The following is a 12,782-nucleotide window of genomic DNA, read 5'->3' as shown; positions in this document are numbered from 1 at the left end:
TATGGACAAGAGACTTTCAAAACGAGTGAACGAGATGGCAACCTCGGCCACTTTGGCGATGGCTGCCAAAACAAGAGAATTAAAGGATCAAGGAATAGACATCATTGGCCTCAGCTTAGGAGAACCAGATTTTCCAGTTCCACAATATATTAAAGATGCCGCAATTCAGGCAATAGAGGATAATTATCACTCTTACACCCCAGTAGACGGGTATGGCGATCTTAAAAATGCGATAATCACCAAATTCAAAAGAGACAATAACCTGGAGTATAAACCTTCACAAGTTGTTGTTTCAACAGGTGCCAAGCAATCTTTAGCCAACTTAACAATGGTGCTTTTAAATGAAGGTGATGAAGTTTTGCTACCTGCTCCATATTGGGTGAGCTATGCAGATCAATGTAAGGTGGCTGGTGGCGTTCCCATGGAGATTCCAACTTCTATTGAAACCGATTTTAAAATTACCGCTGAATCTCTAGAAGCGGCAATCGCACCAAAAACAAAAATGATTATTTACAGTTCCCCTTGTAACCCCAGTGGTTCTGTATATAGTAAAAAAGAACTTCGGAAGTTAGCAGATGTCTTGGTGAAATATCCAGATATCATTGTTATTAGCGACGAAATTTACGAACATATCAACTTTAGTGGCGGTCACGCTTCTATGGCTGAATTTGAAGACATGTATGACCGCACCGTAGTGGTAAACGGCGTTTCCAAAGCCTTTTCTATGACTGGCTGGCGAATTGGTTATATTGGTGGCCCAGAATGGATCGCTCGCGCCTGCAACAAAATGCAAGGTCAAGTAACCAGTGGTGCAAACTGTATCGCCCAAAGAGCTGCTATTACCGCTTTAGAAAATCCACCGAGCAAAATTAAATTTATGGTTGATGCCTTTAAGGAAAGAAGAAAGCTCATATTAGGCTTACTTTCGGAAATTGAAGGTTTTAAAACCAATCAGCCCGAAGGTGCCTTTTATGTATTTCCGGATATCTCTTATTTCTTCGGAAAAACTTTGCGCGGAAAAAATATAAACACAGCATCAGACTTATCCTTATATCTTTTGGAAGAAGCAAAAGTTGCAACAGTAACAGGTGAAGCTTTTGGCGATCCTAACTGTATTCGTCTTTCTTATGCTGCTTCGGAAACAGACATTAAAGAGGCTATAAAACGTATTAAGGAAGCCGTAGCCTAGAAAAATAATTATTAGTTTACATATAAAACGGGATTGGTTTAATTTAATCAATCCCGTTTCTGTTTTAATATTTTTCTGTACCTTAGGGTCTTCTAATTCTTAAACCTGAACATAAACCCAACTTATGAAAACAAAAATTACGCTATTTTTCCTTTTCTTTGCATTTCTTTTTCACGTGCAAGCACAGGAAAAAACCAACGCTACTTATGTTGGCACCGTAGGCTCCGTAGTGCACGTACCATCAATAGCCTCCCAGACCAATTTAGCTCCAGCACGAGTTAAAGAACAAGTTATGCAAGACGGACGCGCTTCAAAAAACTTGATTATCCCCGGAAAAGATCCGCAGATTGAAGATGATTATTTCGTTAGAAATCCCAATAAAATGGAGCAGATTCTTAGCGGAAGAACCCCAAGCCTTGTTTTTGAAGCTGCAGCTTCAAACTCACAGCCTACCGACCCTTCAATAGGAGTTGGTCCCAATCACGCTGTAGTAGTATTCAACACTGGGTTCCGAATTTTTGACAAAAGCGGAAACCCTTTAACGGCTCAGATTAGTCCTAACCCAACTATTTTTCCAAATGGTGGGTGTTGCGATCTTACTATTTCCTATGACAATGCAGCCGATAGATTTGTGATGACTTTTTTGGGCAGCGGAGCGCAGATTGCAGTATCTGATGGGCCAGACCCTTTAAATGACGGCTGGTATGTTTATAACATTCCACAAATTAATGACTATCAAAAACTTTCTGTTTGGAGTGATGGATATTATATGACAGACAATACCTCAGCTTCCAATAAGGTTTATGCAATGGAAAGAGAAAAAATGCTATTGGGCGATGCAACTGCTCAAGTAATAGGTTTTCCTTTGCCAGGTATAATAACAAGTGGTTTTTACAGTCCACAAGCCTTAAATGTAAGCAGTAACAATTTGCCCGCTGCTGGTGGAATGCCAATAATATATTTACAAGATGATGCTTGGGCAGGCGTTTCAGAAGATCACGTAAAAGTTTGGACCGTAGATGTAGACTGGACAACTCCAGCAAACTCTACCATTTCTTCTCCTGTTGAATTGACTACCACCCCATTTATTTCAGTATTTGACGGCGGAAGCTTTTCAAACCTATCTCAACCTGGAGGTGGCGCTGCTATTGATGCACTTCAGGCTACTGTTATGAACCAAGCACAATTCAGAAAATTTAGTGGCCACAACTCTGCGGTATTTAACTTCGTGGTTGATACCGATGCTTCTAGTGGGGAACTTGCTGGAGTACGTTGGTTTGAATTACGGCAACCTGCTGACGGACAACCTTGGTCCATTTTCCAAGAAGGAACATATACTGCACCAGACGGAAAACACGCTTGGCACGCAAGTATGATGATGGACGGGCAAGGTAATATAGGGATGGGATACACCGCAATGGCCGGATCAACCACTCCAGACCCCACTTCAAAAAGAGTAAGTTCATATTATACGGGCCGCTATGCAAACGATCCAGTAAACACAATGACCATTGCAGAAGAATTGATTGCCGCAGGAAATGGCAACATTCCTTCCAATAGATATGGAGATTACAGCAAAATTGATATCGACCCTTCAAATGACAAACAGTTTTGGTTCAACAATGAATACATGAATAGTGGAAGAAAAAATGTAGTTGGAGTATTTCAAATTGCGCCAAACTTCAACGATGATGTTGGAATAGTGAGTATTGATGCGCCAAATACAGGAACGCTTTCAAATAGTGAAACAGTAACTGTTACTGTTTTCAACTATGGTCAGAACAGTGCCTCAAACTTTCCAGTAACTTTTAAAGTTGATGGTGGTACATTGATTTCAGAAACTTTTACTGGCACCATTGAATCTGCTGAAACTGCTCAGTACACTTTTACTGCTACTGCTAATATGGGTACTGTCGGCGAAACCTATTCTATTACGGCTGCAACTGATCTAACTGGCGACGAAGATGCTTCAAACGATTCTCGTACAAAATCAGTTACCTATTTAGAACCAGATGATATTGGTGTAAGCGCAATTACGGCTCCAGTTTCAGGAACCGATCTTACGGCTACGGAAGCTATTAAAGTTACCATTAACAACTTTGGTGGTGAGCCACAATCAAATTTTGATGTTTCCTATAATTTAGATGGAACGATAGTTACCGAAGTAGTTGCTGGTCCATTGGCGGGTGATTCATCTATGGCATACACATTTACGCAAACCGGCGATTTTTCCGCTTTTGGATCGTATAATCTAAGTGCCTATACTTCATTACCTGGAGATAGTGATACCACCAACGACACAACAACGGTAGTGATAAACAAACAAAATTGTACTCCCAGCGGGGACTGTTCCTTTGGCGATGGTTTAACATTATTTAGCGTAACAGATATAAACAATACGTCTGCTTGTGAGGGTTATGCAGATTTCACAAACCTAGTTGCAGGAATGGAAGAAGGCACTACCTACGACCTCACACTGACCACTGGATATGGAAATCAGTATGTTCGAGTTTGGATAGATTTTAACGATGACTTCGTTTTCAGTAATGATGAAACCGTAGTGGATAATATAGTAATCGCACCTGGACAAACGGGAGGAACATTCACCATAACCACAGATTTAGTTGTTCCATCGGGAGCGGCCTCCGGACAGCACTTAATGCGTGCTAAAACCAATTGGAATGGTCCCGTACCAGATAACGCGTGTACAGAAACAAGCTTTGGCGAAACCGAAGATTATTCTGCACAGATTTCAACTATTGGTATTGAAGAAAATATCATCGATGAAAATGGCTTGACCGTGTTAAGCCTTGACAACAACAACTTTGATGTAAGTTTAAAAACCACTAATTATTCCGGAGCTTTAAACCTAAGTGTTTACAATACTCTTGGACAAAGATTACTGTTCAGAAAATTAGAAAACGACGGCAATGGATACAATTACAAATTAGACATGAGTTATGTGGTGCAAGGCGTTTATCTAGTTCGTGTTGGAAACAAAAAAGACGGAAGAGTTAAACGAATTATCGTGAAGTAATTCTGAAACCACCATTATTTTATAAACCCAAAGCGCATGGTTGTGCTTTGGGTTTTTTAATTTCAGTGAATAGGAAACAACCTCCTTTACTGAAAAAATCGTGTTTTTCCACTTTAAAAGGATCCCTTATGAATGCAATTGTAAAAGACAACAAAAAACTGTTCGACCAAATTTTTAAGAACCACAGTATTGAAAAGGCATATCTTTTTGGATCTGCATTGAATAAAAAATTCAACAAAAACAGTGATCTAGACTTTTTAATAAAATTTGATAAAAATTTAAGCGATCCCTTAGAAAAAGATGAATTATGGTGGAATTTTCAGGATACATTGAGAGAACTTTTTAAACGGGAAATTGACATTGTAACCGAAAACTCTTTAAAAAATCCTTATTTCATCAAGGAACTAGAACGAACAAAACATTTGATTTATGAGTCTTATACCTATTAAACCTTCTAATGGAGTATAAATTTAGCGCTACCCAATAGTGTGAGGCTAAACCCGTAATTTGACATTTGGTATTTGAACTTTTTCAACTTTCCTATTTCGTATTTCATCGTTCGTCGCTCGTCGTTCGTACTTCAATTTTCAACCTATCGGTTTCTCCAGAAAAATGGCGTTAGCAAGATCAGCACTGTAAAAAGCTCCAACCTTCCTATAAGCATCAAAAAGCTAGACCACCATTTTGCGGCGCTCGGCAGGTATGCATAACTATCTACTGGGCCTAAGTCCCCCAGCGCAGGGCCAATATTCCCTAAAGTGGATGCAGCGCCTCCAAGAGCGGTCTTAAAATCGAGGCCAAGCCAAGAAAAAACTAGAACTCCAATAATAAAGGAGAGCATATAAAGAATAAAAAAGCCCAAGATATTAAAAACAATAGGCTGCGGCACCGCTTTTCTGTTATACCGAACCGGCAAAACAGCATGTGGATGCAATGTTCTTTTAAACTCCAGCACTCCGTTTTTAATCATTATTAAATGACGCATGACCTTAATTCCACCGGAGGTTGAACCTGCGCAACCACCCAAAAACATCATTCCAAAAAAGAATATCGTTAAAAATGGAGTCCATAACGTATAGTCGGCACTCACAAAACCTGTTGTGGTTATGATGGTCAAAACTTGAAATAAACTATGACGAACTGCGCTTTCAAAAGGTCCCCAAACCATGGGGTGTGCTATAGATGAAAAACTGACATCCGCTTCAAAATAGATTAAGAGCGCAGCTACAGCTGCAAGACCAACCACCAAAATGGAATATAGTTTAAACTCTTCATCTTGAAATATTTTCTGAAACTTCCTTTTAAAAGCGAAATAGCTAAGCACAAAATTGCTCCCCGCCAGAAACATAAAAGCAATAATGATATATTGTATCATTGGCGTATCATTCCAATAAGCAACGCTCGCATTTTTTGTGGAAAATCCACCCGTGCTGAGTGTAGATAAGGAATGATTGATAGCATCAAAAAAGCTCATTCCAGCTAATTTTAGCAAGATGGTTTCAGCTAGCGTGTAGCCTACATAGATAAGCCATAACCGCTTTGCAGTATCTGTTATTCGCGGATGTAATTTATCGCCTCCAGGACCTGGAGCTTCGGCTGCAAAAAGTTGCATTCCTCCAATACCCAGTAATGGTAAGATTGCTATGGCCAAAACTATAATCCCCATCCCTCCTATCCAATGCGTAATACTTCGCCAAAAAAGAACTCCTCTGGGAATACTTTCAATATCGGTTAATATGGTTGCTCCAGTAGTGGTATAACCACTCATGGTTTCAAAAAAAGCATTGGTAAAGTTCGAGATGGCTCCAGTAAAAATATAAGGCAAGGTGCCAATAAGCGCCATAAAAATCCAACCAAAGGCTACGATAATATAGCCTTCCCTTTTTTGAACTTCCTTTCTGTGGTTCTTTGTGTAAAACATGATAACCCCACCTAAAACCACTGCCACGGCTCCAGCTGAAAGCATTTGATGAAGTACCCCATCTTGGTAATACCAACTTACCATAGAAGAAAGCAACATAAACCCACCATTTACCATAAGTAAAAGGCCCATTATGTGTGAAATAATCTTGTAATTAAGTTTGGATAGCGGCCCCATTATGTGAAGAGTTTTTCCATCTTGCCTATAGATTGTGGAAGACAACACACTACTACTTTATCTCCCTCTTTTATTTCAAAATCTCCCAAAGCGATTATTCCAGTTTTTCCTCTCACAACGCCACCAATGATAGCAGAAGTAGGGAAATTTAGGTCTTTAATTTTTTTGTTGCAAACTTTAGAGTGCGAAGAAACCTTGAACTCCAATAGCTCAGCGTTCATATTGTTTAGCTTCGTCATAGCTACAACATCTCCTTTACGAACATAGCGGAAAATATTATTGGCAGCCAACAATTTCTTATTGATAAGTGTATCAATACCAATAGACTGCGAGAGTTGAAAATAATCCATGTTCTCAACCAAAGCAATGGCTTTTTTAACTCCTTTTGATTTAGCGACCAAACAGGACATTATATTGGTCTCACTGTTTCCGGTTACCGCAATAAAGGCATCCATATCTTCAATAGATTCTTCCAACAGCAAATCCACATTTCTTCCATCACCGTTTATCACTAGGCACCCTGGAATATCATCTGCTATTTCGAAGGCTTTGTCTTTACTACTTTCAATCAGCTTTACGTTAAATCGGCTTTTACACAATACTTTTGCTGTTTTATAGCCAATTTTACTTCCGCCGAGAATCATCACATTTTTTATTTCCTGCTTACTCTTTCCAGAAAGTTTAAAAATTTGTTCTTCTCCGTTTTTTACCGTTGTAAAATACACCTGGTCTCCCTCCTTAAACTGGGTATCTCCTCTTGGAATTATGGTGTATTGTGTGCCAAACCGCTGAATGGCAATAGGAACATATCTTAGTTCTGGATATACTTTTGCCACTTGCTTGACAGATTTGCCCACCAAGGCAGAGGTCCGCGAAAGACTTAACCCCATCATCATCAGCGCGCCATCTTCAAACTCATAGCTTTCATTAAAAGCACTTTGGTTAAGCAAGAGCACAATTTCATCTGTTGCCAAGGCTTCCGGTGAAATTAACTCATCAATACCAAACTTGGCAAAACCCACCTCTTCCTTTCTGTCAATAAATTCTGTGTTAGAAATTCTGGCGATAGTACGTTTGGCACCAAGTTGTTTCGCCAAAACACAAACCGTAATGTTTGTTGTTTCGCTGGAGGTAACGGCAATTACCAGATCGGTATCTTCAACGTGGGCATCCTTTAAAACAGCGATAGATGTGGAATCTCCCCGTACCACCCGAATATCCAATTGTGTATCCGCATGTGCCAATGCATCTCGATTGGGGTCGATTAGAGTAATATTCAAAGATTCAAAAGACAGTAGTTTCGCAAGATGGAAACCCACTTCTCCTGCACCAGCAATGATAATTTTCATTGTGATTAAGTTTAATTTTTAGATAAAAATCCCTTCGACTTATTACTTCGAAAAAACACGAAATAAATTTACGCAGGAGCAAAGATAAATAAATAAAAGCCACCTATTATTAAAAGGCTTTTCCAATATAAATATTTTTGACGATTTGAAATATGAACAAAGTTATCATCACCACTTAAAAAATATGTAGTTTTGCCACCGTAATTTTATGGAAAAGAAAATAACACCTTATAAAGATTCTTCGGAAGGAAAAAAGAAACAAGTAGAACAGATGTTCGATACTATTTCTGAAAATTATGACGGATTAAACCGTGTAATCTCCTTGGGCTCCGATATTAAATGGCGAAAAAAAGTCATTGCCATGGTCGCCGGTAAAAATCCTGAAAACATCTTGGATATCGCTACCGGCACCGGTGATCTTGCTATTCAGTTTGCCGAAAAAACCTCAGCTAAAAATATTGTTGGTCTTGATCTTTCGGACGGCATGCTATCTGTAGCCCGTAAAAAAGTTTCTGGGAAACCTATTTCAGAGCGGATCGAATTTATTCAGGGCGACTCTGAAGCCTTGCCTTTTGAAGACAATACCTTTGATGCAATAACAGTTTCTTTTGGAATTCGCAATTTTGAAAATCTTGAAAAAGGTCTTTCAGAAATTCTACGAGTTCTAAAAAAAGATGGGATTTTTGTAATTTTAGAAACTTCCGTTCCCGTTAAATTTCCGTTTAAACAGGGGTATCATATATACTCCAGCACGATTCTCCCACTTGTAGGAAAGCTGTTTTCAAAAGACAAGGTTGCCTACAAATATTTAAGCGAAAGTGCATCTGCATTTCCACATGGTGAAAAACTCAACAATATTTTGCGTAATATTGGGTTTAAGGAAGTGAAAAATAAACCGCAAACCTTTGGGGTTGCAACTATTTATAATGCTACTAAATAATTTATGAAAAAACTATTTTTTGTATTAACATTGTTATTGGTAACATCCACTTTTCAAGCTCAGAAGAAATGGTTTACCAGAGAGCGCCTTTCCAATGATGCTACTGGAGGAAAGGGCAATCTTGATAATAAGCTCTTTTCGTGGGGTTATTTCTTGGGGTTCAATAGTCTGGATTTTAAGTTTGACTACAAAGATGACTTCGGAGATCAAGACACCGATATACTTGTGGAAAGCTCTACAGGGTTTAATGTTGGCCTGATTGCCGATTTGCGTCTGCATAAATATATCAATTTGCGTCTAGAGCCAGGATTGGTTTTTTCGCAGCGCGATCTTACTTTTCCTGGACTTACAGAGCCCAAAGATTATCTTCGACAGGTAAAATCCACATACATCCACGTTCCACTTTTGGTAAAAATATCTACCAAACGCCTAAACAACGTCAAACCATTTGTTGTTGCTGGAGTTTCTACATCACTAAACTTAGCGAGTAACGAAAAGAATCCCGAAGATAATAGTGAAGGAAGATTCCGAATGAAGAACAACTCCAATAATTATGAGCTTGGCTTTGGAATAGATCTCTATCTATACTTTTTTAAATTCACCCCTTCCATTCGTGGCGTTTTTGGCCTTGGCGATGAATTGGTGCGTGACGACGATCCCAACAGTCCTTGGACCGGAAATATTGATAAACTATCTACACGAGGCGTTTTTATCAACTTTACATTCCAATAGACCTTCTAAATTCGCTTAAAAGAATAGCCGTTGCCGTTGCCACATTGAGACTTTCGGTTTTTTGAGAGGTTCCAAACCGCGGAATTGTTATTTTGTGTGTTATTTTCTGAATTATTTCTTCTGAAATACCTTTCGCTTCATTACCCAAAACGATAATCCCATCTTTTGGAAGTTCTTCGGAATAGATGTTTTTTCCATCCATAAATCCACCAAAGATCGGCAATTGTGTTTTACTGAAATATTCTGAAAGCGATAAATAATGCACCCGAACCCGCGCCAAGGAGCCCATAGTAGCTTGAACTACTTTAGGATTAAAACAATCTGCGGTGTCTTGCGAACAAACCAGATCCTGCACTCCAAACCAATCACACAATCTAATAATAGTGCCTAGGTTTCCTGGATCGCGCAAAGCATCCAAAGCAACGATCAAACCTACATCCTGCAGGGGTTTGGATTTAGGGATCCCAAAGACGGCCAAGGAAGTATTTGCCGTTTTGAGAAAACTGATTTTCTGGAGTTCAGTTTCGGTAATATGAAAGTGATTAGCTGCTGTAACCTGAGCTGTATCGGTACTAAAGAACCATTGAAGCTTAACTCCTTCATTTAGCAATTCAGCAATAACTTTAGAGCCTTCGGCCACAAAAAGACCTGCCTGATCCCGGTACTTTTTTTGGTTAAGACTCGTTATTAATTTTGTTTGACTTTTGCTGACCAAAATATAGTATTTTTGAACTTGAATAAATTTGAACACTTGAAGAGCGACCTCACAAAAATATCACTATTTATAGTATTAGTTGTCCTATTTTTTTCGTGTAATACTGTAAAACGTGTTCCAGACGGAAAATTTTTACTTACTCAAAATACCATTTTAGTAGATAGTGTAAAAATTAAGGATGTGGGAGTTTACAGCCAACTGGCTCAAAAACCCAATCCTGCCATTCCGCTTATCGGCCTTCCATTGGGGCTGCACATCTACAATCTTGCCGATCCGCAACCGGATTCTACGTATTACAAATGGCTTCATAAAAAACCAAAAAGGGAAGAAAGGCTGATTCGTTTTCTTTCAAAAAAACAAGTAGATCAAATAGACAGCAGCTATGTAGGTGTTAACCAATGGCTTCAAAAGTCTGGAGATGCCCCCGTAATTATATCGGACGCCAAAATTGAAAAATCCAAGGATCGGCTGAAACGTTGGTATGCCAGTTATGGTTACTTTAATGACGAAGTGGACCATAAGATCGACACCAGTACAAAAAAGAAAAAGAGAGCTGGCCTTACCTATTTGGTAAAAAGAAACAAGCCCTATTTTGTAGGTGATTCTATTGTAGAGATCATAAGTTCGCCTGTAGTAGATTCGCTGTTTCAGGTTCGAAAAAACAACACTTTTATTGTTCCCGGAAAACAATACGCCGCCAATGATTTTGTAAACGAGCGTGACCGGTTGACCATTCAATTCCGGAATTCTGGATTGTATCATTTTGAGCAGGATTATATAGGTTTTGAAGCAGATACCGTTAATACGGACCATAAAGCCGATATCACCTATATTATTTCAAACAGAAAAATCACTCAGGGCGATAGTACTTTTACCGTTCCGTTTCGGGTGCATACTATTAATGAAGTTCGAATTGTTACTGATTTCTCTTACGAGAACCGAAACAAAAGTTTTCAGGATTCATTAAGTTATAAAGGTTACAAACTCTTCAGCTATGGGAAAATGCGTTTTCGTCCTAAAGCAATTACCGATGCCGTTGCCATTATTCCCAGTAAAATTTATAAAGACATTGACCGAACGCTTACGTATAACCAAATTAGTGATCTTCGGATTTTCAAATACCCCAACATCAATTATTCTGAAGTTACCAATGACACTACGTTTACCAAACTGGATGCTACTATTTTGCTCAGTCCGCGCGACCGATTTACCGTGGGAGCCGATTTTGATGCCTACACCTCAACCATACAGCAATTTGGCGTAAGTTTTAGTGGGAATATGATTTTTAGAAACATCTTCCGCAGTGCCGAAATACTCGAAATTTCTGGAAGAGGAAGTCTTGGTTCTTCAAAGGATGCCGCCGATAGCGAAAGCAAATTTTTCAATATTTCGGAATTTGGTGCAGATGTAAAGCTGACCTTCCCAAGGATTATTTTTCCTTTAAATACCGAAAAGCTTATTCCAAAATATATGTCGCCATCCACCAGCGCCAGTTTTGGTCTAAGTGCACAAAACAACATCGGTTTAGACCGGCAGTCGGCCAACGGTGTGTTTAGCTACCGATGGAAACCTTCAAAAATATTTACCTATCAACTGGATCTGCTCAATCTGCAATATGTTCGAAATTTAAATACAGAGAACTATTTTAATGTTTACAAAAGCTCTTATGCTAGATTAAATGAATTGGCACAAGATCTAGATTATGATTTTACGAATCCATCAAACAATCCAACTTTAGAGATTCCAGACGAAACCGAAACATTTATCTCCGATGTTTTAGATAGAAGAATAAATTCAGATCCCGAAACCTATCAAGAAGTACAAAGTATTAGTGAACGCCAGTCTAGACTTAGTGAGAATAATTTAATTTTCGCAACAAATATCACTATAACAAGAGATACCCGCGAAAATATTAACGACAACAATTTTTCAAGAGTACGTGTTAAACTTGAAACCGCGGGGAATTTACTTTCCGGGATTGCCAATCTCGCGGGGGTCAAAAAGAACAGCAATGGAAACTATAATACTTTTGGAGTGGTGTATTCGCAATACGTTAAAACCGAGGCGGAATACATTAAACACTGGGATTTAGACGGGAAAAATATTTTTGCCGTTCGTGCTTTTGGAGGAATCGCCATTCCTTATGGCAATAGCAACAGCATCCCTTTTACCCGAAGCTATTTTGCTGGAGGAACAAATGACAACCGAGGATGGCGCGCTTATGACCTTGGCCCCGGAAGTAGTGGCAGTGTTTTAGATTTTAACGACGCAAACTTTAAGCTTGCTTTTAACGCAGAGTACCGGTACACGATTTTAGGTGATTTAAAGGGAGCATTTTTTGTAGATGCGGGAAATATCTGGAACGTACTGGATGATGTTACTACTCCAGCATTTGTACTTGATAGCCTAAAGGATTTGAAAGAAATTGCCGTAGCCTCCGGAATTGGAATTCGGTATGACTTTGGATTTTTCGTATTCCGATTTGATGTTGGTTTTAAAACCCATAACCCCGGAAGGCCTGTGGGTGAACGCTGGTTTAAAGACTATAATTTCTCAAAAGCCGTTTATAACATCGGTATCAACTATCCTTTCTAAACCATTAAAATTTGCTACTTTTGTTTGCTGAATGAGTTTCAAGATTCGGAATTTCGATTTCATTTTCGATTTCGATTTCATCAAGAAGCACTAATGAACTATTAACAATTAAATTTTTTAACATAGC

At 38.9% G+C, this 12,782-nt stretch carries 9 protein-coding genes; 6 read left to right on the top strand and 3 right to left on the bottom strand.

From position 1 onward, the window contains the following. Position 1: 1 nt before the first annotated feature. The 3 genes from G440_RS0106330 to G440_RS0106320 all read left to right on the top strand — a co-directional run bounded on the left by G440_RS0106330 (position 2) and on the right by G440_RS0106320 (position 4,675). Complete coding sequence (locus G440_RS0106330; protein WP_026450535.1) at positions 2 to 1,189, top strand: pyridoxal phosphate-dependent aminotransferase; 1,188 nt, start codon at positions 2 to 4, stop codon at positions 1,187 to 1,189. A gap of 124 nt (positions 1,190 to 1,313) precedes the next feature. Further along, positions 1,314 to 4,226: a GEVED domain-containing protein gene (locus G440_RS0106325; RefSeq protein WP_026450534.1), complete on the top strand. Its 2,913-nt coding sequence runs from the start codon at positions 1,314 to 1,316 to the stop codon at positions 4,224 to 4,226. 128 nt (positions 4,227 to 4,354) lie between these two features. Beyond that, entirely contained in the window at positions 4,355 to 4,675 is a 321-nt protein-coding gene (locus tag G440_RS0106320) for a nucleotidyltransferase family protein (RefSeq protein WP_026450533.1), read from the top strand. A gap of 143 nt (positions 4,676 to 4,818) precedes the next feature. Here the strand turns inward: G440_RS0106320 and G440_RS0106315 are convergent, their stop codons facing one another. Next, a complete protein-coding gene (locus G440_RS0106315; protein ID WP_026450532.1) occupies positions 4,819 to 6,324 on the bottom strand; it encodes a TrkH family potassium uptake protein in 1,506 nt (501 codons plus the stop codon). Then, positions 6,324 to 7,673, bottom strand: coding sequence for a Trk system potassium transporter TrkA (gene trkA / locus G440_RS0106310; protein ID WP_026450531.1), 1,350 nt, complete (start codon positions 7,671 to 7,673; stop codon positions 6,324 to 6,326). Before trkA ends, G440_RS0106315 begins: the two co-directional genes overlap by 1 nt. A gap of 208 nt (positions 7,674 to 7,881) precedes the next feature. Here trkA and ubiE point away from each other — a divergent pair, with 208 nt between their 5' ends. Both ubiE and porT read left to right on the top strand, forming a co-directional pair. Continuing rightward, positions 7,882 to 8,613 (top strand): bifunctional demethylmenaquinone methyltransferase/2-methoxy-6-polyprenyl-1,4-benzoquinol methylase UbiE, encoded by a 732-nt coding sequence (gene ubiE / locus G440_RS0106305; RefSeq protein WP_026450530.1) that lies wholly within the window; start codon positions 7,882 to 7,884, stop codon positions 8,611 to 8,613. A 3-nt stretch (positions 8,614 to 8,616) separates the two neighbouring features. Further along, positions 8,617 to 9,345, top strand: coding sequence for a type IX secretion/gliding motility protein PorT/SprT (gene porT, locus G440_RS0106300; protein ID WP_026450529.1), 729 nt, complete (start codon positions 8,617 to 8,619; stop codon positions 9,343 to 9,345). Here porT and G440_RS0106295 read toward each other — a convergent pair. Then, positions 9,332 to 10,060: an RNA methyltransferase gene (locus tag G440_RS0106295; RefSeq protein WP_026450528.1), complete on the bottom strand. Its 729-nt coding sequence runs from the start codon at positions 10,058 to 10,060 to the stop codon at positions 9,332 to 9,334. The two genes, porT and G440_RS0106295, sit on opposite strands and share 14 nt — an antisense overlap. Before the next feature lie 12 nt (positions 10,061 to 10,072). Between G440_RS0106295 and tamL the strand changes: the two genes are divergently transcribed. Continuing rightward, positions 10,073 to 12,655, top strand: a complete 2,583-nt coding sequence (gene tamL, locus G440_RS0106290) for a translocation and assembly module lipoprotein TamL (protein WP_084426637.1) — start codon at positions 10,073 to 10,075, stop codon at positions 12,653 to 12,655. Positions 12,656 to 12,782 lie beyond the last annotated feature (127 nt).

This window comes from Aequorivita capsosiphonis DSM 23843, from assembly GCF_000429125.1.
In the GTDB taxonomy this organism is placed as follows: domain Bacteria; phylum Bacteroidota; class Bacteroidia; order Flavobacteriales; family Flavobacteriaceae; genus Aequorivita; species Aequorivita capsosiphonis.
This window is presented reverse-complemented; position numbering and strand designations above follow the sequence as displayed.

Bases quoted from the DNA above. Each gene is read 5' to 3' on its own strand.
- G440_RS0106330 (WP_026450535.1), top strand. From the start codon at position 2: ATGGACAAGAGACTTTCAAAACGAGTGAACGAGATGGCAACCTCGGCC.
- G440_RS0106325 (WP_026450534.1), top strand. From the start codon at position 1,314: ATGAAAACAAAAATTACGCTATTTTTCCTTTTCTTTGCATTTCTTTTT.
- G440_RS0106320 (WP_026450533.1), top strand. From the start codon at position 4,355: ATGAATGCAATTGTAAAAGACAACAAAAAACTGTTCGACCAAATTTTT.
- G440_RS0106315 (WP_026450532.1), bottom strand. From the start codon at position 6,324: ATGGGGCCGCTATCCAAACTTAATTACAAGATTATTTCACACATAATG.
- trkA (WP_026450531.1), bottom strand. From the start codon at position 7,673: ATGAAAATTATCATTGCTGGTGCAGGAGAAGTGGGTTTCCATCTTGCG.
- ubiE (WP_026450530.1), top strand. From the start codon at position 7,882: ATGGAAAAGAAAATAACACCTTATAAAGATTCTTCGGAAGGAAAAAAG.
- porT (WP_026450529.1), top strand. From the start codon at position 8,617: ATGAAAAAACTATTTTTTGTATTAACATTGTTATTGGTAACATCCACT.